Here is a 21841-nt window from a genome sequence, read left to right as displayed (position 1 = left end):
TCCCGATAGCTATCGGGATTGTGAGCAAATTCTACTCCAACAAAAAACTTAGCCCCTTAGTATCTTAGCAACTTAGCATCTTAAAAAAAACTTTGTGCCTTAGCGTCTTCGTGGCAAAACTAGCTAGTGGGTGTGCTCTCCTCCGCCCTTCATGGCAGACAGCAGATAAAATGCGCCTTTTGTGACAATTCTAGCATTGGCCGAAATATCATGTACGAACTTCACTTCGGTAAAACCCAAATCGGTTGTTCCCGGCATAACTTCTATTGCTTTAAAATGAATTTCTTTTTCATGAGCTTCTTCCTTTTCTCCTGCTGAATGTTCATGTTTTTCTTCCGCATGCTCTTCTTCTTCAATGAAGACAAAATACTTATCGGCATTTTTGACAACCGCATCTTTTGGAAGAGCTGGGACAGTGGTGTTTGTAATATTGATATTTGCCGAAACATACATTCCCGGAATCAGCCCTTTGGCATCAGCAGGATCGATTTTAGCGTGAACAGCGACAGTTTTGCTTTCGTTGGAGAAAGATTTATTGATTCCGAAAATCTTTCCTTTAATCGATTTATTGGATTGATTCGTTAAGACAAAATCAATGACTTGACCAATCGAAATGGATCCCAAATCTTTCTCATACACATTCAAATCCAAATGCATCTGACTGTTGTCAACCACTTCAAAAAGCGAAACCCCTGTATTCGCAAAAGCGCCTTTCGCAATATTGATTTTTCCAACAAAACCATTTATCGGGGAAACAATTGGAACGACAGACGAACTTCCTTTTGTATTCACATGCAAAGCATCAAGTTTATTTTTTGCCGCTTGTGCGCGAGCTCTTTCTGCTGCTAATTTCGCTTTTACTTCTTGAAAAGTCTTTCTCGGATTCACATTTTCATCACTCAAGGTTTTCTGGCGGTTATATTCTAACTGTAAATATTCCACATTGGCTACAGCCGATTGGTAATCTTCCTGCATTCCAATAACTTCCAGATTTTGAATTGTGGCCAATACTTTTCCTTTGTTTACATACGTTCCTTCCAAAACAAAAATGTCTTTAACCGTTCCGCCAATCAAAGTCGAAACTTCAGCAGAATTTTGCGGGGGAACCGTCGTATAACCATTTGCTTTAATGACTTTATTTAGGTTTCTATCTTCTACAAATCCAGTTTCAATTCCCACTGTTTTGTATTGAGAAACTGTTAACGCCACTTCTGTAGTTGATTTTTCTTCTTCCTGTGGTTCTTCTGTCTTTTTTTCGCTACAACTAATTAAGGTAACCGCAAAGAGCGCAATCCCGATAGCTATCGGGAGCAAGGCACGCAAGGAAATTAAACTTTGCGAACTTTGCGTTAAAATCTTTGCGCTCTTTGCGGTTAAATTATTTTCAGATATATTTTTCATTTTTAATTGTTTTTGATAGTTGGAAATTGAAGTTCGATGGCACTTTGATTATAGCTGTGCGTTGCCTCGGCAAATTGTTTTTTAATATCGATTGCTTGATTTAGAAAGCTTATGTACGACCAATAACTCATATCGCCATTAGCATAACTTTTTTGAGCCGTTTCAATAATCTGATTAGCGTATTGCAAACCTTCATTTTTATAATAATTTAGGTTCTTCTGCTGTTTTTGAAAGTTGTTCTGCAATTCTTCTCGTTGCAGATTCAGCATCATTTTGTTTCTATCTAAAGCCAATTGAGATTGCGAAACACTAATTTCTGCTGCTTTTGCTTTAGTAGTATTAACACCTCCAAACAACGGAATCTGCAAACCTGCCGTAAATCCCTGAAACAAAGATTCAGTATTTATCGTCTGTGCAAAATATCCTAAACCAACTTTTGGCGTACGCAGCGCCTTAAGTGTTCCTGCCTCTTTCTGATATACTGAAATTTGCTGCTGATAAAAATCGGTCATTAGAACTTCTGCTTTTGTATTTTCCTGACTTTCTATAAGAGTGTATTGCAAAGCGGTATTTGAATCAGGAACTATATTTTCATCTGTCTGAATGAAAAACTGCAATTGTTTCTGATAAATCGCCAAATCGTATTCTAACTGTGCTTTCTGGGTTTCAATTTCTTTTACTTTCGCTTTGGCGCTGATGACTTCAATGTTTCCGCTTTCCCCTGTTTTAAAACGCAGTTCAGCGTTCTTTAGGAATTTCGTATAAATATCATTCAATTCTGAATTGAGTTTCTGTATCGAAACGCCATACAAATATTGATAATATGCCAATGTAACCGCTTTTTCGATTTCATAAGAAGACAAAGCTTTTCGTTTTTCGGCGAGTTTAGCCAATTCTTCCTGCAATTGTCGGTTGGCTTTTGTAATATTTCCTAGCGGAAAAAACTGCTGTACCGAGACATTATGGTCAAAATCGACACTATTGAACTGACCGCCCTGATACTGTACTTGCAAAGGATCTGGCTGAAAAGCTGCTTTTTTGAGAACGGTTTGTTTTTCGATTTCTTTATCGGCAATTTTTAAATCGATGTTGTTTGATTTTGCTAGTTCTATGGCTTTTTCCAGACTTATCATTTGCTGTGCTTGCAAGGGTAAGGCAACCAATAGAAACGCAATTAACCGCAAAGTTCGCAAAAGAAGCGCGAAGTTCGCAAAGGTTATTTTTCTTAAACTGTATAATAACTTTTTCATTTTCTTTAAATTTTTCTTAGCGTTCTTCGCGTAAATCTTTGCGCTCTTTGCGGTTAAACTTCTCCAACAATAAATACAAAATTGGCAAAACAATTAAGGTTAATAAAGTCGCTGAAATTAATCCGCCGATCACTACGGTTGCTAGCGGTTTTTGCACTTCTGCTCCGCCGCTTGTAGATAATGCCATTGGCAGAAATCCTAATGAAGCCACCGCCGCCGTCATTAAAACAGGACGTAAACGTGTTTTGGTTCCGATCAAGATTCTTTGAAACGGATCTGAAATACCTTCTGTTTTTAATTGATTGAAATACGAAATCAGTACGATTCCGTTTAGAACGGCAATTCCGAACAAAGCGATAAAACCAATTCCGGCAGAAATACTAAACGGCATTACTCTCAGCGAAAGCGCAAAAACACCTCCAATCGCCGATAACGGAATCGCACTAAAAATTAGCAACGCTTGTTTGGCACTTTTAAAAGTAAAATACAGCAAGACTAAAATCAGTCCTAAAGCAATTGGCAATGCTACAGAAAGTCGTTTGGATGCTTCAATCAGATTTTCAAATTGCCCTCCATAAGTCACATAATAACCAGCTGGAAGTTTGAAACTTTTGTCCAGTTTTGCTTGAATTTCTTCTACGACACTTTTAATGTCTCTTCCGCGAACATTTAATCCAACCGTTATTCTTCGTTTTCCGTCTTCGCGAATGACTTGTACAGGGCCTTGCTCATATTCGACAGAAGCCACTTGCGAAAGCGGCACTTGCTGGCCGCTTGGAAGCGGAATAAACAAATTGCTCACATCTGTTATATCGCCACGATTGTTTTCGTCCATTCTCACCACAACATCAAACCTTTTGCTTTCGTCATAAATTTTTCCTGCCACTTCTCCCGCAAAAGACGAACGGATGATTTGGTTAATGTCTGAAATATTCAGCCCGTACAGCGCGATTTTATCATAATCATATTTAATGGTAATCTGTGGCAATCCTGTTACTTTATCAGCTTTTAAATCTCCAATTCCATCAATTCCTTTTATTTTCGAAATCAATTCTGCTGCTTTGGCATCCAGTATTTCCAAATCGTCTCCAAAAATCTTGATCGCAATGTCAGAACGGCTTCCTGTCATTAATTCATTAAAACGCATCTGAATGGGTTGCGAAATCTCGATATTCGCACCAGGAATAATTTCCATCTCCTTTTTCATGGCATTGGCGATTTCTTCCCAATTTCGGTATTTGCTTCTCCATTCTTTCTTGTCTTTTAAAACAATAATCAAATCCCCACTTTCAATTGGCATGGGATCGGTTGGAATTTCACCGCTTCCTATTTTGGTCACAATAGTTTTGATTTCTGGGAATTTGGCTTTGAGAATCTGTTCATATCTAGTCGCAGTTTCAACCATCTGCGTAAGTGAACTTCCCGTCATAATAGTGGCATTGATTGCCAAATCGCCTTCTTCGATTGTTGGGATAAATTCGCCTCCCATGTTTTGAAAAACAATAAATGCAAAAGCAAAAAGTCCGACAGCGACTGAAAGCACCACTTTTTTAAACTCTAAAGCTTTTTTCAATAAAGGAGTATATAGGTTTTCTAACCATGCCATCATGCGGTCGCTGAAATTTTCTTTGTGCTCTGTTTTTTTTGAAAGAAATAAAGCGCTCATCATCGGGATATAGGTCAGAGAAAGAATAAAAGCTCCGATAATGGCAAAACCAACGGTCATAGCCATTGGCTTGAACATTTTTCCTTCGGTTCCGATTAAAGCTAGGATTGGCAAATAGACTATTAAAATGATAATTTCGCCAAAAGCCGCACTATTTCTAATTTTTGAAGCCGAATTATAAACCTCAATGTCCATTTCTTCCTGCGTTAATTCTTTTTTGTTTTTGAATTTCTGGAGATGATGCATCGTGGCTTCCACGATAATAACGGCACCGTCGACTATGATTCCGAAATCTATGGCACCAAGACTCATTAGGTTTCCGCTTACGCCAAAGGCATTCATTAAAATAACGGCAAACAGCATCGCCAGAGGAATTACTGAAGCGACAATGAGTCCTGCACGAAGATTTCCTAAGAATAAAATCAAGACAAAAATGACGATTAATGCTCCTTCTAATAAATTCTTTGCAACGGTACTAATAGAGTTATCTACGAGTTTTCCTCTATCAATAAAAGCTTCCGCAACCACTCCTTCTGGAAGGCTTTTGTTTATCTGCTCCATTTTTTCGTGAACACGGTTTACAACAGCGCTCGAATTTTCGCCTTTCAGCATTAAAACCATTCCGGAAACAATTTCACCTTTTCCATCTTTGGTCGAAGCTCCATAACGTAATGCAATGCCTTCGCGAACCTGTGCTACATTTCGAACCAAAACAGGCGAACCATTTCGGTTTTTCACCACTACATTTTCAAGATCTTTTATGCCTTTAGCCATTCCGACACCGCGGATAAAATAGGTATACTGATCTTTTTCAATATAAGCGCCTCCCGTATTTTGATTGTTTTTTTCCAGCGCCTCAAAAATTTCGGTAATCGTAACGCCCAAACTATTGAGCATATTTGGGTTTACGGCAATTTCGAACTGTTTGAGTTTTCCTCCCCAAGAAGTTACCTCGGCAACGCCTTTAATTCCCTGCAATTGCGGAATAATAATCCAATCTTGAATAGTTCTCAATTCAATTGCACTGTATTTATTTTCGTAGCCTTTTTTGGCATAAACGTCATATTGGTAGATCTCTCCCAATCCTGTCGAAATGGGCGCTAATTCGGGAGAATTTACATAATCGGGAATGTTTTCTTCGGCTTGTTTTAAGCGCTGGAATATCTGTTCACGAGCCCAGTAAATGTCTACATCGTCTTCAAAAACAACAGTTACTACGGATAATCCGAAACGGGAAATACTACGTAGTTCTATTACTTTTGGAACTGTTTTTACAGCTCTTTCTAAGGGATACGTAATTAATTGCTCGACTTCCTGACTTGCCAGTGTTGGCGAAGTTGTAATAATCTGAACCTGATTGTTGGTTACATCTGGAAGGGCATCGAGCGGTAACTTTTTAAGCGAATAACTTCCCCAAGCTATAAGCGCAAGGGTAAATAATAGTATTACGAATTTGTTTCGTATACTGAATTGAATGATTTTATCTAACATTTGAATATATAATGACGTGAGAAATTAGACAATAAATTGCCTGTAAATCTGTGGAAAGTCCACAACTCTCTCGCCCATTTCCGATTCCGATAACTATCGAAACTGAACAGGCATAATCATTATGCTATCTGAGGGGGCTGCCAAATACTTCCGTAGAAATTGGAAATAAAAACAGAATTATAATTGGGTAAAGCAATAGAAATTTGATTGTAAGCTTTAGGGAATTCAAAACTTACAGCAGAATGGTAACTTAAAACCTGTACACCGCAACAATTGCAGGCGCAAAACGGAGAACATAAATCGTTGGTTTTATCATGAGAATGATTGTCTTCTGAAGCAAACTGAGCTGTTTTATGCATCACACTGTTTACTTCCATATCCGCGCATGGCATATTAGACAACGCCAGCAGATAAATTGACAATATGATTCTTATCCATTTCACAGTTGTAAAAATACAATTTATTCTTTAATTTTTCATTTGGGCGAAATAATAATAGCAAAATAAAATATCGTCTAATGGTCTGAAAATTATTCCAATAGTTTTTTATTTTATTCAAAAATTTTATGAGAGGTAAGAAAATTTCGTTAACTTTAACAATAATTTTAACACTTCTTTAAGTTCCTAATTTTAATTCTTTAAAAAATCATTTTTCTATAAGCCAAAAAAAATAACAAGAGATTCTCTACGCACATTAGTACAATTTTATTTTTCGCAGTCTAATTAATTAATTTTAAATATTCTAATCAATGAAATGTAAGACACTAATATCAGCCTCTTTATTATTTTTCAGCATGCAAATTTTCGGACAGGTTTATACCGATAAAATTGTAGGAGAAAAAAACCAGACATTAAAAGACAGTCTTAAAACAGAAAAATATCCTTACGCTCTTCCTATCTGGGGAGAAAAAGTAGCCCAAAAAGGATATAAACTTCCTTATTCAGCCGGTTTATCTGTAAACTGGTTTTGGCAGGAGTCTGATATTGTAATCAACAATCTGCAAATTGGCTTTAATCATGGGCCACAATATAATCTAGATGAGATTGTACGATTTGACAAATCATCAGTTGAGGCTACCGCGTTAACGATCAGACCTGATATCTGGCTTCTTCCTTTTTTAAATATTTATGGAATTTTTGGAAAAGCTAATACTGCCACTAAAATTAATGCCGGAATTTGGATTCCAGATGCTGATAATAATTGGTCAGAAATAACTACTTTCAGCACCAGAGCCAATTTTAATGCCACAACATTTGGTCTGGGAATGACACCAACCATAGGTATTGGAGGCGGCTGGCTGGCTCTTGATATGAATATGGCTTGGACCGATATTAGCTCGCTTGACAAACCCGCCTTTTCTTATGTATTTGGACCTCGATTAGGAAAAACCTTTAAGTTTAATAAACCAGACACAAATATAGCGGTTTGGGTCGGCGGATTTAGAGTTCATATTGCTGGAGATACAAACGGAGATCTGCCTTTATCTGATTTCATTAATTTAGAAGGAGCACAAGAAAAAGTAGATAATGGTCTGGCTAAAGTGGCAGAAAACCAAACCAAAGTAGACAACTGGTGGGATGGTTTAACTCCTGCCGAACAAAAAAATCCTGCTAATATCGCGAAGCATAATACGGCAAATAGAGCTTTAGAAAGCGCTGGCAATATTTTAAATACATTAGACGGAGCGCTAAGTACAGCTGAAAATTCTTCTGTGCAATATTCTCTTCAAAAAAGACCAAAAGATATGTGGAACTTTATCATTGGATCTCAATATCAGTTCAACAAACATTTTATGTTTCGAGCAGAATGTGGCTTCTTAGGTTCTCGAACACAGGTATTAGGAAGTTTTCAATACCGTTTTGGACTTTAATTCAAATGGCATGAAAAAAGGTTTTCTAATCTTTATCACATTTTTTTGTATTACCACGGCACAATCACAAGTCTTAATTTCCTTAATATTTGGAGATAAACTCAATTCAGAGTTTTTGGAATTTGGTTTGGAAGGCGGTGCCAATTTTTCTACGATTTCTAATATGGGCTCCTCTGCTTTGAACCCCGGTTTTAATCTTGGCTTTTATTTTGATTTGAAATCTAGAAAAAACCCCGCTTGGATGATCAATACTGGCGTAATTGTAAAATCGCCTATGGGAGCTCAGGATATTCCGGTGTATTCTTTAAATGATGAAAATCTCGACAACACTTTTGCCGGCGGTCATGTGAATCGTGAAATCCGTTATTTTAATGTTCCGATATTAATTAAATATCAATTCAAAAACAATATTTACCTCAAAACAGGACCTCAATTTGGTTTATTGGCCAAAGCCTTTGATGAGTTTAAAAACGAAATCAATAATGACGATGTGGTCTATAAGAAAAACATTAGAGATCAGATTCATGTTATAGATGCTGGACTTGCTTTTGGTGCTGGCTATCATATGAATGTTGGAAACGGTTTGAATGTCACTGTTCAATATTATTACGGACTCGTTACTGTAATGAAAGGTGACGGCCCGAACAATCAATTCAACAGATCTTTGTATGTTACAGCAGGAATTCCGATTGGAAAAGGTAAAGCGGCACAAAAAAGAGCTCAGAAAGAGGCTGAACTCAACAAAGTGGTTCTTCCTGAAGATGAGAAAAATTAAGAGATTGAAGATTTTAGATTGAGAATTAACGATTTTTTGATTTCTTCCATCTGAAATCAAAAATCGTTAATCAAAAACCAGCAATATTAATTCCTTTTATAAATTCCAGAATTTCTTCTGTGCTTAAAACAAAGTCAGGAACTGTATGCAGAATGGCATTATTGGGCATAAAAGGCATTTCTGCAGAAAGCGGATTCTGAACGACACTTATTCCGCCCGCAGCTTGGATTGCCCTCAATCCGATTGTTCCATCTGAATTGGAACCTGAAAGTAATATTCCAATCAAATGTTCACCATATATTTCGGCCGCAGACTCAAAAGAGACATCTATGCTTGGCCTGCTATAGTTAACTTTTTCTGAAGTATCTAATGAAAGCGTTTCGTTTTTCTCAAACAATAAATGATAATTGGAAGGTGCGATATAAACAAATCCAGATTCAAATTTTACTTTATCTTCTACTTCTTTTACAGTAATTTTAGATTTTAAAGCAATTAAACTTTCTAAGGTTTGTTCGTCTGAGTTTTTTCTGTGAACCACAATTACAATCGCAAATGAAATTGGTTTTTCTATAAAAGGCAAAATCTGCAATAATGCCTGTAAACTTCCTGCCGAGCCGCCAATTATTACTACTTTACAATTTGTTATTCTTTTATTTTTCTCCATATTTTCTCTTTAGCAAATTGTTTGTATTTGGTCTGAGATATAGAATATTTTATCGTTTCTTTTGTTCCGAGTGCCAAAAAACCCAAAACAGCGAGACTGTCATCAAATAAATTAACGACTCTTTTCTGCAGATTATTATCAAAATAAATTAAAACATTGCGGCACAAAATAAGATCAAACTCATTGAATGAAGTGTCTGAAACTAAGTTATGTTGCGAAAAAACCATTTTTTCAGAAAGACTTTCATTAAATTTTGCAAAGCCGTAATTGGCGATGTAATAGTCTGAAAAATCCTGCTGTCCGCCAGCATCGCGATAATTATCAGCGTAATCTTTTATCATTCGTAATGGAAAGATACCGCTTTTTGCTGTTTCTAATACTGAAGCATTTATGTCTGTTGCATACAATATCGATTTATGCAGCAATCCAGCTTCTTTCAGCATAATAGCCATCGAATAGACTTCTTCTCCCGTAGAACATCCTGCATGCCAAATACGGATAAAAGGTTTGGTTCCTAATAGCGGAAGGACTTCTTTTCTGAGTGTCAAATAAAATGATGGATCGCGAAACATCTCGGTTACGTTAACCGTAATTTCGTCAATCATTCTTTTACAATATTCGGGATCAGTACGGACTTTGGACAAAAAATCATGAAAATGCTTAAATCCGTCTAAATAGAAAACACGGCTTACACGTCTTTTAAGTGAGGCTCTGGAATAACTTCCAAAATCAAAACCGTAATATTCGTAAACATCATTTATAAGAGTTTCTAATTCAATATCTTCAATCATAATTCATTTAAATTTCCTCCCAAAATCTGAAGTAATTTATCAACATCTACAGGTTTTGAGATATAAGCATCTGCTCCGGCTTGTAAACATTTTTCTTTATCTCCTGCCATTGCCTGCGCTGTTACGGCAACCACCAATGTGGATTTTTGTGATGGAATTGCTTTTATAAGCGGAATTGCCTCATAACCATCCATTTCGGGCATCATCATATCTATCAAAACGACATCTATCGATGAGTCTTCTTTTAATATTCTTAATGCTTCTTCGGCACTTAGACAAGAGATACAATCATACGATTTTGCTTTTAAGGTATTCACCATAGCAAAAATATTTCTTGAATCATCATCTACAATCAACACACGTTTTTTTCCCATTTAAAGCATTTTAAAGATTAGATTTTATCATAAAGCCATACTCGCAGCAATGATAACAGCTGGTCAACATCTACAGGTTTTGTAATATAATCTGAGGCTCCCGCCTTAATACATTTCTCTCTATCGCCAGTCATTGCTTTGGCCGTTACTGCTATTACAGCTAAGTTAAGAAATTTAGGGTTGCTTCTTATCTTTTCTGCTGTTTCATAACCATCCATATTTGGCATCATCATATCCAGCAATACCACATCGGTATCTGGATTTTCATCTAAAATTTTAATCGCTTCTTTTCCGTCAAAAGCCGTAATGACATTCATTTTAAATGCTTCTAAAGCTTTTGAAAGCGAATATATATTTCGTACATCATCATCTACAATTAATACTTTTTTCTCGAACAGAATGTTGTTCAGCGAATTCAGTTTTTTGTAGTTTTCTTTATTATTTCCTTCTTTCTTTTCTTCTACCAAATGAAGGAAAAGTGAAACCTCATCGAGCATTCTTTGATACGAATGTGCCGTTTTTACAATAATCGAATCGGCGTACTTTCTGATTTTTAATTCTTCTTTTATCGATAAACTTTTTCCGGTAAAAACAATCACTGGCAGATTTTCTAATCCTGGACTTTTCTTTACGCCGTCTAAAATTTCATAAGCCTGTTTGTCTGGAATTCCCATATCTAGAATCACGCAGTCTACATCTTCTTTGCTCAAAGCCGATAAACCTGCCGAAACTTCGCTTTTTATTTCAGAATTGATGCTATAAGTCTCCAAGAAATAAGCCAATGCCTTAGCGTGTTTCGGATTATCTTCAATAATTAAAACCTTTTGAGATTCTTTGTTTATGATGTGTTCAATACGCATAAAGACTTCGGGAATTTTATCAAAAGCCACAGGTTTGTCTAAGAAATCTACGGCGCCTTTCAATAAACTTTCCTGTTTTAATTTGTGCGATGACATAATGTGTACCGAAATGTGCTTGGTTTGTGAATGATTTTTCAATTCTTCCAAAACTTGCCAGCCGCTTTTTATTGGCAATTCGATATCCAATAAAATTCCGATTGGTTTGTAGATTAAGGCAAAATTTAAGGCATAATCACCTCTAACTGCTACTACACCTTTATATCCTTTTTTCTGCGTAAAAGCCAATAATGATTTGGCAAAACTTATGTCGTCTTCTACAATCAGAATTACTTTATCGCCTTCTACAATTGAATCTCTGTCGTCTTCAATTTCTTCAGGAACGACTTCGCTGATATATTTTGGTTTTACCTCTTCGATCTCGGCAGTTTCTTCGACTTCTTCTACATGCGGAATTTTATCTGCTGTAACTTTATTGATTGCGAATCCAAAAACTGGAAGACACAACGTAAATGTACTACCTTCATTGACTTTACTATGCAGAATAATTTCTCCTCTCAATAGTTTAGCCAATTCACGGCTAATAGACAATCCTAGACCAGTTCCGCCATATTTACGTTTGGTCGAACCGTCTGCCTGCTGGAAAGCTTCGAAAATTAAAGGCTGTTTTTCTAACGGAATTCCGATTCCAGTATCTTTTACAATAAAGCAGATTATTTTATCATCGTCTGTATCTACTTTGATTTCAAGAGAAACAGTTCCTTTTTCGGTGAATTTAATGGCATTCGAAATCAAATTTTTCAAAATCTGCTCCAAACGCATTTTGTCTGTTTTAATAACGATTGGCGCTTCTTTGGCAATAATTTCAAAATTAATTCCCTTTTCTTTTGCCACCATATAAAACAGATTATGAAGGTTATCTGTAATTTCTTTGGTCGAAACATCTAAGAATTCCAGATCCATTTTACCTGCTTCAATCTTAGATAAATCAAGAATTTCATCAATTAATCCTAACAAACTGTTTCCTGAACTCTGAATTACTTTTGCAAATTCGATTTCTTCATTGTTCATAGTTTTATTGTTATTTTCAGACAACAAACGGCTCAACAATAAAATTGAATTCAGCGGTGTTCTCAATTCATGAGACATATTGGCCAAAAACTCAGATTTGTAACGAGTTGTTAATTCTAAAGCTTCTGATTTTTTCTGAATTTCTGTATTTTTCTCTTCTAACAGAACGCTTCTTTCCGATAATTCTTCGTTGGTTTGCTCCAATTCTTCCTGTTGCACGCGAAGTTCTTCTTCCGAAGCTTGCAATTTTTCGGTTTGAGCTTCTAACTCTGCATTTATCGCTTCCAATTCGCTATGCTGAATCTGCAATTCTTCTGCCTGAGATTTCGTTTCTTCCAGCAGTTCCATAACTCTTTTACGGTTTTGCGTCGCTTTCAAAGCAATTCCGATATTGTTGGCAACCATATTCAGGAACTCTAATTGCAGCACAGAAAAACCATAAATACTCGCCAATTCAACAGCACCTTCTACTTTAAAATCCATTAGCGGAAGCGCCACAATATGAGTAGGCTTAATTTCACCTAAAGCATAATTGATATGAATGTTATCTGGCGAAAGTGATTTTAATTCCAACATTTTACCCGAAACAATTGCTTGACCAATCAGACCTTCACCCTTTTTAATGCGTTCTCTATTTTTACTCGGTATATAGCTATAACCTCCAGAAATTGCCATTTCTTCTCCATCTACAACATACAAAACCCCAGCACTGCTGTTGGTGTACTGGCATAAAAATTCGATAACATCCTTAGATAATTTCTGAATAGTCTTTTCGCCCAGCATTTTGTCATTCAAAGCTGCGACTCCTGACTGAAGCCATTCTTTTTGAGATAATAATTCAAAAGAATTTTTTAAAGAATCTTTCATCTCATGAATAGAAACTCCAAGAGCTCCCAAAGTATCAGATTTTCTATCATCAATCTGAACGTCATAATTTCCTCTAGAAATTTGAGATGCGATACCGCTTATTACTTGAAGCCTTTCAGCAGTTTCTTTATCTTTTTTCTCCAACTCATGCTGCAGCAAAGATCTTTCGTTGTAATCTTTTAGAATTCTAATCATAAAAACGATAGAAATAAGAAAAGCAATAAAAAAGGCAACAACGATTAAAATCAAACTATAATTGCCGTAGCGTTCTGAGTTTAAATTGCGTTCTTCTAAAAGTTTTTGTTCTGTATTTTCTACTTTTCTGATGATTGCTCTTATCTCATTCATCATTTTCCTTCCTTCATTCAGGTCGAAAATAAGCGTTTGTTTGCTTAAACGTTTTTTTACAATTTGATTGTTTAAATACTTAAAGAAACCAGAACGTTTGTTTCGCAACTCTTCTAATAATTTTCTCTGTGAAGGATTGTCGGATGTGAGTTCATCTAATTTTTCGAAATATTCATTTGATTTATTTTCAGCATCATTAAATCGCTCTACAAACTGTTCGTCGCCTGTAAGCAAATATCCCCTCATGCTGGTTTGGGCTTCGGTAATAATCGATGAACCTTCGTTTAGGTTATAAATTACATCTTGAGTATGATTGACCCAGAAATTACTATTTAGTAAACTTTTAATACTTATAAAAGAAGCAACCGAACTCACAGTAAGTACAAGCAGTGATACTAGTGAACTAATTAATAAATTTCTTTTAAAATTACCATTCATATATTCTAAGTTATTTTTATTCGTATTTTAAAGGAAGAACAATGATAAAACTTGCTCCTTCTCCCGGTTTACTTTTTGCAGTGATTAATCCGTTGTGTTTTTCTATGATTTTCTTCGCGATTGCCAATCCGATTCCAGTTCCTTCATAGGTTTGGCGGTCGTTTAGGCTTTGAAAGATAATGAAAATTCGATCCAGATACATTTCATCAAAACCGATTCCGTTGTCTCTTACTATTATTCTGCAAAATTTACCTTCTGGAGAAGTCGGACTTTCTATTGATTTCTCCAAAATGGTTTCTGAAGTGATTTCGATTACCGGCTTTTCTTCATTTCCAGAAAACTTCAAAGCATTTCCAATCAGATTTTGAAACACTTGGCGCATCTGACTCGGAATGCTGTCAACCGTTGGAAGTTCATTGGTTTTTATAATGGCATTTTTCCGTTCAATCAAATAATCAAAATCCCCCAAAACTTCCTGCAAAACAACATTTAAATCTGTTTTTTCAGGTTTAACCTGTGCCGAAAGTCTCGAATAAGCCAAAAGATCGGTAATTAAAGTCTGCATTCTTTCTGCAGATTTTATAGTTCGATCAACATAATCTACCGCTTTATCATCTGCTTTTAAGTAAAGGTCTTTTATTATTTTGATGAAAATTTGAATTTTACGGATAGGTTCATTCAAATCGTGCGACACAACCCAAGAAAACTGCTGTAATTCATGATTTCGAAGCTCTAGTTCTTCATTTTTCTGAACTAGTTCTTTTGTCCTTTCTGCAATTTTAATTTCAAGATTGTCCTGCGCTTCTTTTCTAATTTTGATTTCTTTAGAAAGCAGGTCTTTCATAGCTTTAAGCTCGTTCTGCTGCTCGTAAATCTTAAGGAAAGTTTTTACTTTAAGTATCAGCAAATCAGAGTCTACAGGTTTTGTAATATACTCAACAGCGCCTGTTTCGTAACCTTTAAAAATATATTTTTTCTCGGTATTAAGAGCCGAAAGAAAAATTACGGGAATATCTTTGGTACGCTGATTTCCAGAAAGGATTTTTACCACTTCAAAGCCATCAAGTCCAGGCATTTGAACATCCATAATAATCAGACAGTAATCTGTTTTAAGGATTTTTTTTAGTGCCTCTTCTCCAGATTCAGCACTATCAACATCGATATTATGCAGCTCTAATGTCTTTTTTAGAGCGATAATATTCGCTCTTATATCGTCTACAATTAATACCATGTCGGAAAACTAAATCGGTTGTAAATCAAAACACTTAATTTTAAAATAAAATATAAAAATTTTCTTATTTCTTAAACAAATTGCAAAATTGTCTGTTAAAAAATGATGTGGAAATCTCAAATGTATAAAAAAAATAATGGGGACCTTTTTTATTTAAATCAAAAATCTTTACAAAATTCCCATCTTTTAACACTATTCTGAACGTTATATATGATTCCTAGCCTGTTAGAAATTCTTAATAAATGAACCTTTTTTGAAAACAGAAGTATTTTCATACGTGATTTACAATTTGTTTTTTATTGAGGTAAATAAAATTTCTTTTAAGACAAACAAAATTTTTGCTTAAAGCTAATTTTAAATAGCATATAATGTTTAAATACGCAGAAATCATGAAAAAGAAACAAACATTCCCCGAACAGAAACAAAATCTTCCTGGTAACGAATATATGATGACCCCCGAACCAGAAATTATACGAGAAAATTATACTGGAAGCGGCAAACTCTTAGGAAAAACCGCTTTTATTACGGGAGGCGACAGCGGAATTGGTCGAAGTGTTGCGGTACACTTTGCAAGAGAAGGCGCCAATATTGCCATTGTTTATTTAAAAGAAGACAAAGATGCTAAAGAAACAAAAGATCTAATTGAAAAGGAAGGCCAGCAATGTCTCTTAATAAGTGGTGATTTGAAGGATGAAAAATTTTGTCGTGCCGCCATCAAAAAATGTCATACGACTTTTAAAAATATCAATATTTTGGTAAATAATGCGGCGGTACATTTTCCTCAAAATGAATTGGAAAAGATAACAAATGTACAGCTCCATAAAACTTTTGAAACGAATATTTATCCGTTTTTCTATATTACCAAGGCCGCGCTTCCTTTTTTAAAAGAAGGCGATACCATTATTAATACGACTTCTGTAACAGCTTTTCGCGGCAGCGAACATTTAGCGGATTATGCTAGTACAAAAGGCGCCATTGTAAGTTTTACGCGTTCGCTTTCGAGCATGTTGGCAAAAAGGAAAATACGTGTCAATGGTGTAGCGCCAGGACCAATTTGGACACCTTTGATTGTAGCCAGCTTCGATAAATTATCTGAATTTGGAAAAGACAATCCGATGGAAAGAGCCGGACAACCTTCTGAGGTGGCACCTGCTTATGTTTTTCTAGCTTCTGAAGACAGCAGTTATATTACAGGGCAATTTATTCATGTAAATGGCGGTGAATTGGTAGGTTAAAAAAAGATGCTAAGGTTCTAAACTTTTTCTTTTTTAACCGCTAACAAAGCCAAGATTTTATGATTTGTTCTTCCAAAGACGCAGAGTCGCAAAGTTTTGTTTCTACAACTTAATGAAAGACTTCACGGCTCTGCGTCTTTGCGAGATTATTTTCTAACCAACTTAAATACAAATCTTATAGAAATGAATTATATAGACATCATAGGACTTTTTGCTGGAGCGTGCGTTACAATATCGACAATTCCGCAAATTTTGAAGGTTTGGAAAACCAAAAAAGTGAAGCAGATTTCGCTTAAAATGTTTGGCACGCTTACTTTCGGAATCGCGGTGTGGGTTATTTACGGCATTCTGAAAAACGATTTGCCGATTATTATCACCAACAGCATTTCACTGATTTTAAATCTTACTATGGTTTATTTTATTATTTATTTTGAAAAAGAGCAGTAGCCTTAAAAAGAAAAAAAACAGCTCGATCGAAGCTGTTTTTTATTGAAAAGTGAAGGATATAATAATGCTTACTAGCTAGCTAATTTTTGGTTGTAAGGTTCTAATTCTAAATATTTTTCCTTTAGAATTTTTGATTGTAAATTTCTTTTTAAAGATAGCACTGGCGCTACAAAATGTCCGAAATTGATTTCTGATAGCTTTTTGATTTCTGTCAGCTGTTTAGACGCAAAATTTAAAACAGGTACAAACGGAGTCAGATAATTATAACTATGCTGAGCTATCTCTAACTGTACAATTTCGCGCAAAATGCTTTTCATTAGCAAATAACGAACCGTTCCTTGTTTCGGAATCGTTTTAAGTTCTTGAAACTTCTCTCCTATTTTTGAGCCCTCAGCTCCGATATAAATATAATTTCCAGATTCATGTGTAAATCTTTTTTTAATCTGAAAAGCAAAATCAGCATTTGCTGCGTCATTTACATTTGTTGGTATTCCAATTAATGAAAACTGAATCTTTTTATGGCTTTCAAAGCACAATACGCTATTTATTGAAGACGAATTGCTCATAATACCCGATTGCTGCTCTTTTAAACGTTTAACAGCTCCATTTGCTCCAAAACGGTGCAATACGCTTCCTTTTTCGCAATACACAAAAAATACAGGCAAATAAGGATTGGATTCAATACTTAAATTAACATCTTGATTGAAAGTCAAATCAAAATTGAGGTACGACATTTCTTTCTCAAAACGCACTCCAGAAATATTCCCAGTTGCCCATTTTGATTTTACCGCCAGTCTATATTCATTGGCTGTAATAGATAAGTCTCCGCCAAAGCTTTCTTTCAAATTATTAAAAACAGCGTCAAAGCTTCCAGTATTTATGTAAAGTTTTTTCATGTATTAGAATTTTGGTTTTTAATGAATCAGTTAGTAGTTATTTACGTACAAAAACTAACTTTGGTTTTTATTTCATTTCTATAATCCAAATTTCGTTTATATTGGAAGCTAAATCTTTATAGAATTTTGCGAAGAAATTTCATAATTTTTATTTCTAAGATTCTAAGGTGCTAAGATGCTGGGTTTATAAGTTTCTTAGAACTAGAAAATTTTACCCTATCAAAGTCTTAGTAACTTAAAAGCTTTCAAAAAAAGCTGGAAAAATCTTAGCATCTTAGAATCTTAGGAACTTGGAACCTAAAAAAAAAGCAGCTGCCTCAAATAAATTTGAAACAACTGCTCATCAGCAAAATAAAAATACCAATCTATTTTTATTCTTTTAAGTCAATTCGTTTATATCAGCATTTTTAGAATAATTGGCTTTCGGAATATCTTTAAAAAATTCGGCTTCTTCTAAATCGGCCATCGGACCATATCCTAATAAATGTGTTCCTTTTCTTTTATCTCTTGTTTCTATAACATACAAAATCGACATATCATCAGGATCGCTCATTCCTTCATATCGATGATGAGCTACAATAAATATGTCTTCAGGTTTGTAGGCTTCTTTTGTTTCTGCATCTATTAAACGATCATTTTCGAATAGATAACTAGCAGTATAACCTTCGTCCTGATATCTCTTTATATTGTCGGTTTCATGTTTTGAATCTTCTCGTTTCATATCTTTTAACTTTATCTGTTTATCAAATTTCCGTATAGAAACAAGATAAAATTAACTCAATTGATTTTAATGTTGCCTCATTCAAAAATCGCTTTTAATTGAATATTTATTTTTTCTTAATTTTAGCTAAGGCTAATTTGAAACACTAGAAAACATTGAAAAATTAGCTGATTTTGAGACCAATAAATACACCCCTTAAATGAGTAAAAATTATTCTTTTCTGGCAAAAGGAGGAGAAATGGGACAACTAACCCGTGCTAAAGATTGGAGCAAAACGGCTGTTGGACCAGTAGAATTATGGCCACAAAGTCTGCGTACAACTTTAGGAATTCTGTTAAACTCCAAGTTCCCCATGTTTTTGTTTTGGGGGCCAGATCATATATGCTTTTATAATGACGCCTATCGTCCTAGTTTAGGAAATGATGGCAAACATCCCGCTATTCTTGGCGAAAAAGGTGCCGATTACTGGCCTGAAATCTGGGATTTCATAAAACCTTTAATCGATCAAGTTTTTGATAAAGGCGAAGCGACATGGCATGAAGACCAATTGTTGCCGATTTACAGAAATGGTAAAATGGAAGATGTGTACTGGACTTTTAGCTACAGTCCTGTGAATGATGAAAATGGAAAAACAAACGGTGTTTTGGTAATCTGCAATGAAACCACAAAACAAGTGCTTACACGCAAAAATCTGGAAGAAAGTGAAAGACGTTTTAGAAACACTGTAAAACAAATTCCGCTTGGCATCTGTATTTTAAAAGGACCAGAATTCATTGCTGAAATGGCTAATGCAACGTATCTTCATATTGCAGGCAAAGAAGAAAGTGATATTTTAAACCAACCCATTTTTGATTCGTTTCCTGAAACTAAAGAAGCTGTTTATCCCTTGCTAAAAAACGTCTTTGAAACTGGAATTCCTTATTCTCAAGATGAATTTGCTGTAACTTTAAATAGATATAACAAACAGGAATTAGCCTACTTCAATGTCGTTTTTTATCCTTTAAAAGAAGAAAACAATACTATAACAGGAATCATAGTGGTGGCTTATGAAGTAACAGAAGATGTAAAAGGAAGACATCTGCTCACAGAAAATGAAGTTGCGTTTCGCAATATTGTTATGGAATCTCCTATTGCAATGGCAATTTTTAGAGGAAAAGATTATGTAATCGAAATGGCCAATAAAGCCATGATGAAGGATATTTGGCAGAAAGAAGAAAAAGACTTTATTGGTCGTCCCTTATTGGAGGTTTTTCCAGAATTATACAATCAGAAATATCCTGAAATATTGCACGAAGTGCTCACAACTGGAAAAAAAATCAGCGAAAACGAAGCTGTTACCCATATTAATATTAAAGGAAAGCTTAAAAAATTCTACCTCGATTATGAATTTACGACGTTATATGAAAAAAATGGAAAAGCTTCTGGAATTATGTTCACCGTTTATGACGTAACTTCTAAAGTCAAAGCTCGAAAAAAAGTGGAGACTACAGAAGAAAGAGCACGTTTGGCAACTGAAATTGGAAAAATTGCTACCTGGGATTTAAATCTTAAAACCAAAAAGTTACTTTATAGCGATAACATTCTAGATATCTTCGGATTTGAAAAAGGCACTAAAATAATACATGAAGACGTTCGAAGCCGTATTCTTCCTAAAGACGAACATATTGTTAAAGAGGCTTTTGAAAAGGCTTTAAAGGAAGGCATTTACAAATATGAAGCTCGCATTTTAAAAGTAGACAATTCAATTGGATGGATTAAAATGCATGGCAAAATCTTTTTTGATGAAAATAATATTCCTTCAAAAATGATTGGAACTGTAATGGATGTAACTGTAGAAAAAAATATGCAGCATGTTCTAGTAAAAAGCGAGCAAAAGTTTAGACTCCTCGCCGATTCTATGCCCCAACTTATCTGGACAAGCGATACATTGGGGAATCTAAATTATTTTAATGAAACCGTCTACAACTATTCTGGACTTTCTAAAGAAGAGATTGAAAAGAATGGCTGGCTACAAATTATCCATCCAGACGATCGCGAAGAAAATGTTAAACTCTGGATGGAATCAGTAAAAACGGGACATGATTTTCTTTTTATCCACCGATTTAAACGTTATGATGGCGAATACAGATGGCAGCTCAGCCGTGCTGTTGCCCAATTGGACGAGTCTGGAAAAGTGACCATGTGGGTGGGAAGCAGTACCGATATAGAAGAACAAAAAAACTTTACCAATCAGCTGGAAGAACAGATTATTGAACGCACAACGCAACTGGAACTCAAAAACAGAGATCTGGTTAATATGAATATAGAACTGCAGTCATTTGCTTATATATCGAGTCATGATCTTCAGGAACCTTTGCGTAAAATCCAGACTTTTGCTAGCCGATTGGCCGATTTGGATGAGCAGAATATTTCGGCGAATGCCAAAACCTATTTAAACAGGATTGAGTTTTCGGCTAAAAAAATGCAAAATTTAATACAGGATTTATTAACCTATTCCCGCGCCAATTCTGCCGATCGCATATTTACAAAAATTAAAATAGACGAAATCGCTGAAGAAGTAATCAGTGATTTTTCAGATCGCATTGAAGAAAAAAATGCCATTGTAGAATATCACGATTTGGGAGAAGCAACACTGATACAGTTCCAATTTAGACAGCTACTTCACAATCTGGTGGAAAATGCCCTAAAATTTTCACGTCCTGGCGTTCCTCCAAAAGTAAAAATATCAGTTAAAAAAGTTGATGGAAAATCGCTTCCAAATGCTGAATTTAAAGACAAAAAATACCACCATCTCCAAGTTTCGGATAACGGAATTGGTTTTGAGCTCGTTTATAAAGAAAAAATCTTTGAAGTTTTCCAGCGTTTAAACACCGAGAGCGAATATCGAGGAACAGGTATTGGCCTTGCAATTGTGAAAAAAATTGTAGAAAACCATAAAGGCTTTATCACCGTTGATAGTGAAAAAGGAAAAGGTTCTGTCTTTAATATTTATATTCCAGATTTATCTGAAATCAGTATTTAAATACAAAATTGGATTGGGTCGGGATAAACTTTTTCCAATCAATTTGTATTGCGTGTTCTATTGCTTTTATAATATCACTCATTAAAACGGGTTTGGTAATAAAGCAATTGGCTCCAAGTTTAAGACATTTTTCAATATTACCTGGCTCACTCGAAGTGGAATAGATGACTACTGGAATGTCTTTTTTGTCATCAGAACTTCTTAGTTCTTCCAAAACGTCAAATCCATTTTTTCCAGGCATATTTAAATCCAAGAAAATCACGGATGGAACAACAGATGATTCCGAAATGGCATTCAAAAAATTTTGACTTCCAGAATATGTTTGCAGTTTAATGTTATGGGGAATAGATTCTACGGCATCTGCAAAAATACATAAATCATCTTCGTCGTCATCAGTATAGAATATGGTGAAATCTGTCATCGTAT

At 35.2% G+C, this 21841-nt stretch carries 17 protein-coding genes; 5 read left to right on the top strand and 12 right to left on the bottom strand.

Annotated features, from left to right (window positions below; translation table 11 throughout):
• Nucleotides 1–123: 123 nt before the first annotated feature.
• The 4 genes from FF52_RS04265 to FF52_RS04250 all read right to left on the bottom strand — a co-directional run bounded on the left by FF52_RS04265 (nucleotide 124) and on the right by FF52_RS04250 (nucleotide 6251).
• On the bottom strand, nucleotides 124–1401 hold the full coding sequence (locus FF52_RS04265) for an efflux RND transporter periplasmic adaptor subunit (RefSeq protein ID WP_008463223.1): 1278 nt from the start codon (nucleotides 1399–1401) through the stop codon (nucleotides 124–126).
• Between the two features lie 2 nt (nucleotides 1402–1403).
• Nucleotides 1404–2534 (bottom strand): TolC family protein, encoded by a 1131-nt coding sequence (locus FF52_RS04260; protein ID WP_237718519.1) that lies wholly within the window; start codon nucleotides 2532–2534, stop codon nucleotides 1404–1406.
• Nucleotides 2535–2667: 133 nt separating this feature from the next.
• Nucleotides 2668–5808 (bottom strand): efflux RND transporter permease subunit, encoded by a 3141-nt coding sequence (locus FF52_RS04255; RefSeq protein ID WP_008463219.1) that lies wholly within the window; start codon nucleotides 5806–5808, stop codon nucleotides 2668–2670.
• A 119-nt stretch (nucleotides 5809–5927) separates the two neighbouring features.
• On the bottom strand, nucleotides 5928–6251 hold the full coding sequence (locus FF52_RS04250) for a DUF6660 family protein (protein WP_157498509.1): 324 nt from the start codon (nucleotides 6249–6251) through the stop codon (nucleotides 5928–5930).
• Nucleotides 6252–6556: 305 nt separating this feature from the next.
• On the opposite strand from FF52_RS04250, the gene FF52_RS04245 reads away from it, so the two are divergent.
• Together FF52_RS04245 and FF52_RS04240 are read left to right on the top strand one after the other, a co-directional pair.
• Nucleotides 6557–7678 carry a hypothetical protein gene (locus FF52_RS04245; RefSeq protein WP_008463216.1) on the top strand — a complete coding sequence of 374 codons (1122 nt, stop codon included), beginning with the start codon at nucleotides 6557–6559 and terminating at the stop codon, nucleotides 7676–7678.
• Nucleotides 7679–7688: 10 nt separating this feature from the next.
• Entirely contained in the window at nucleotides 7689–8453 is a 765-nt protein-coding gene (locus FF52_RS04240) for a porin family protein (protein WP_008463215.1), read from the top strand.
• 70 nt (nucleotides 8454–8523) lie between these two features.
• On the opposite strand, the gene FF52_RS04235 is transcribed toward FF52_RS04240, so the two are convergent.
• Genes FF52_RS04235 through FF52_RS04215 form a run of 5 tightly spaced genes read right to left on the bottom strand, consistent with a single transcriptional unit; the run spans nucleotide 8524 to nucleotide 15094 of the window.
• Nucleotides 8524–9117 carry a chemotaxis protein CheB gene (locus FF52_RS04235; protein ID WP_008463214.1) on the bottom strand — a complete coding sequence of 198 codons (594 nt, stop codon included), beginning with the start codon at nucleotides 9115–9117 and terminating at the stop codon, nucleotides 8524–8526.
• Nucleotides 9096–9908 (bottom strand): CheR family methyltransferase, encoded by an 813-nt coding sequence (locus FF52_RS04230; protein WP_008463213.1) that lies wholly within the window; start codon nucleotides 9906–9908, stop codon nucleotides 9096–9098. The genes FF52_RS04235 and FF52_RS04230 overlap by 22 nt, the downstream gene beginning before the upstream one ends.
• Nucleotides 9905–10282, bottom strand: a complete 378-nt coding sequence (locus FF52_RS04225; protein ID WP_008463212.1) for a response regulator — start codon at nucleotides 10280–10282, stop codon at nucleotides 9905–9907. Before FF52_RS04225 ends, FF52_RS04230 begins: the two co-directional genes overlap by 4 nt.
• A 17-nt stretch (nucleotides 10283–10299) precedes the next feature.
• Nucleotides 10300–13863 carry a response regulator gene (locus FF52_RS04220; RefSeq protein WP_008463211.1) on the bottom strand — a complete coding sequence of 1188 codons (3564 nt, stop codon included), beginning with the start codon at nucleotides 13861–13863 and terminating at the stop codon, nucleotides 10300–10302.
• A 16-nt stretch (nucleotides 13864–13879) separates the two neighbouring features.
• A complete protein-coding gene (locus tag FF52_RS04215; RefSeq protein ID WP_008463209.1) occupies nucleotides 13880–15094 on the bottom strand; it encodes a response regulator in 1215 nt (404 codons plus the stop codon).
• A gap of 389 nt (nucleotides 15095–15483) precedes the next feature.
• Here FF52_RS04215 and FF52_RS04210 point away from each other — a divergent pair, with 389 nt between their 5' ends.
• The gene (locus tag FF52_RS04210; RefSeq protein ID WP_008463207.1) at nucleotides 15484–16329 is read left to right on the top strand and encodes an SDR family oxidoreductase; all 846 of its coding nucleotides are present in this window, start codon (nucleotides 15484–15486) and stop codon (nucleotides 16327–16329) included.
• Nucleotides 16330–16512: 183 nt separating this feature from the next.
• Complete coding sequence (locus tag FF52_RS04205; protein ID WP_008463204.1) at nucleotides 16513–16776, top strand: SemiSWEET family sugar transporter; 264 nt, start codon at nucleotides 16513–16515, stop codon at nucleotides 16774–16776.
• Nucleotides 16777–16847: 71 nt separating this feature from the next.
• Here FF52_RS04205 and FF52_RS04200 read toward each other — a convergent pair whose 3' ends face one another.
• Together FF52_RS04200 and FF52_RS04195 are read right to left on the bottom strand one after the other, a co-directional pair.
• Nucleotides 16848–17672 carry a hypothetical protein gene (locus FF52_RS04200; RefSeq protein WP_008463203.1) on the bottom strand — a complete coding sequence of 275 codons (825 nt, stop codon included), beginning with the start codon at nucleotides 17670–17672 and terminating at the stop codon, nucleotides 16848–16850.
• A 379-nt stretch (nucleotides 17673–18051) separates the two neighbouring features.
• Nucleotides 18052–18393: a hypothetical protein gene (locus FF52_RS04195; RefSeq protein WP_008463201.1), complete on the bottom strand. Its 342-nt coding sequence runs from the start codon at nucleotides 18391–18393 to the stop codon at nucleotides 18052–18054.
• A gap of 199 nt (nucleotides 18394–18592) precedes the next feature.
• On the opposite strand from FF52_RS04195, the gene FF52_RS04190 reads away from it, so the two are divergent.
• Entirely contained in the window at nucleotides 18593–21415 is a 2823-nt protein-coding gene (locus FF52_RS04190; RefSeq protein ID WP_008463199.1) for a PAS domain-containing protein, read from the top strand.
• On the opposite strand, the gene FF52_RS04185 is transcribed toward FF52_RS04190, so the two are convergent.
• Nucleotides 21405–21836 carry a response regulator gene (locus tag FF52_RS04185; protein ID WP_008463197.1) on the bottom strand — a complete coding sequence of 144 codons (432 nt, stop codon included), beginning with the start codon at nucleotides 21834–21836 and terminating at the stop codon, nucleotides 21405–21407. The two genes, FF52_RS04190 and FF52_RS04185, sit on opposite strands and share 11 nt — an antisense overlap.
• Between the last annotated feature and the right edge of the window lie 5 nt (nucleotides 21837–21841).

Origin of the sequence: Flavobacterium sp. F52, assembly GCF_000278705.1 — a bacterium.
In the GTDB taxonomy this organism is placed as follows: Bacteria; Bacteroidota; Bacteroidia; order Flavobacteriales; family Flavobacteriaceae; genus Flavobacterium; species Flavobacterium anhuiense.
Note: the sequence above shows the minus strand (reverse complement) of the source record. Positions and strands in the feature narration are given on the sequence as shown.

Coding starts and splice junctions, on each gene's coding strand:
- FF52_RS04205 (WP_008463204.1), top strand. CDS start 16,513: ATGAATTATATAGACATCATAGGACTTTTTGCTGGAGCGTGCGTTACA.
- FF52_RS04255 (WP_008463219.1), bottom strand. CDS start 5,808: ATGTTAGATAAAATCATTCAATTCAGTATACGAAACAAATTCGTAATA.
- FF52_RS04235 (WP_008463214.1), bottom strand. CDS start 9,117: ATGGAGAAAAATAAAAGAATAACAAATTGTAAAGTAGTAATAATTGGC.
- FF52_RS04240 (WP_008463215.1), top strand. CDS start 7,689: ATGAAAAAAGGTTTTCTAATCTTTATCACATTTTTTTGTATTACCACG.
- FF52_RS04245 (WP_008463216.1), top strand. CDS start 6,557: ATGAAATGTAAGACACTAATATCAGCCTCTTTATTATTTTTCAGCATG.
- FF52_RS04210 (WP_008463207.1), top strand. CDS start 15,484: ATGAAAAAGAAACAAACATTCCCCGAACAGAAACAAAATCTTCCTGGT.
- FF52_RS04195 (WP_008463201.1), bottom strand. CDS start 18,393: ATGAAACGAGAAGATTCAAAACATGAAACCGACAATATAAAGAGATAT.
- FF52_RS04230 (WP_008463213.1), bottom strand. CDS start 9,908: ATGATTGAAGATATTGAATTAGAAACTCTTATAAATGATGTTTACGAA.
- FF52_RS04185 (WP_008463197.1), bottom strand. CDS start 21,836: ATGACAGATTTCACCATATTCTATACTGATGACGACGAAGATGATTTA.
- FF52_RS04220 (WP_008463211.1), bottom strand. CDS start 13,863: ATGAATGGTAATTTTAAAAGAAATTTATTAATTAGTTCACTAGTATCA.
- FF52_RS04190 (WP_008463199.1), top strand. CDS start 18,593: ATGAGTAAAAATTATTCTTTTCTGGCAAAAGGAGGAGAAATGGGACAA.
- FF52_RS04260 (WP_237718519.1), bottom strand. CDS start 2,534: ATGATAAGTCTGGAAAAAGCCATAGAACTAGCAAAATCAAACAACATC.
- FF52_RS04200 (WP_008463203.1), bottom strand. CDS start 17,672: ATGAAAAAACTTTACATAAATACTGGAAGCTTTGACGCTGTTTTTAAT.
- FF52_RS04225 (WP_008463212.1), bottom strand. CDS start 10,282: ATGGGAAAAAAACGTGTGTTGATTGTAGATGATGATTCAAGAAATATT.
- FF52_RS04215 (WP_008463209.1), bottom strand. CDS start 15,094: ATGGTATTAATTGTAGACGATATAAGAGCGAATATTATCGCTCTAAAA.
- FF52_RS04265 (WP_008463223.1), bottom strand. CDS start 1,401: ATGAAAAATATATCTGAAAATAATTTAACCGCAAAGAGCGCAAAGATT.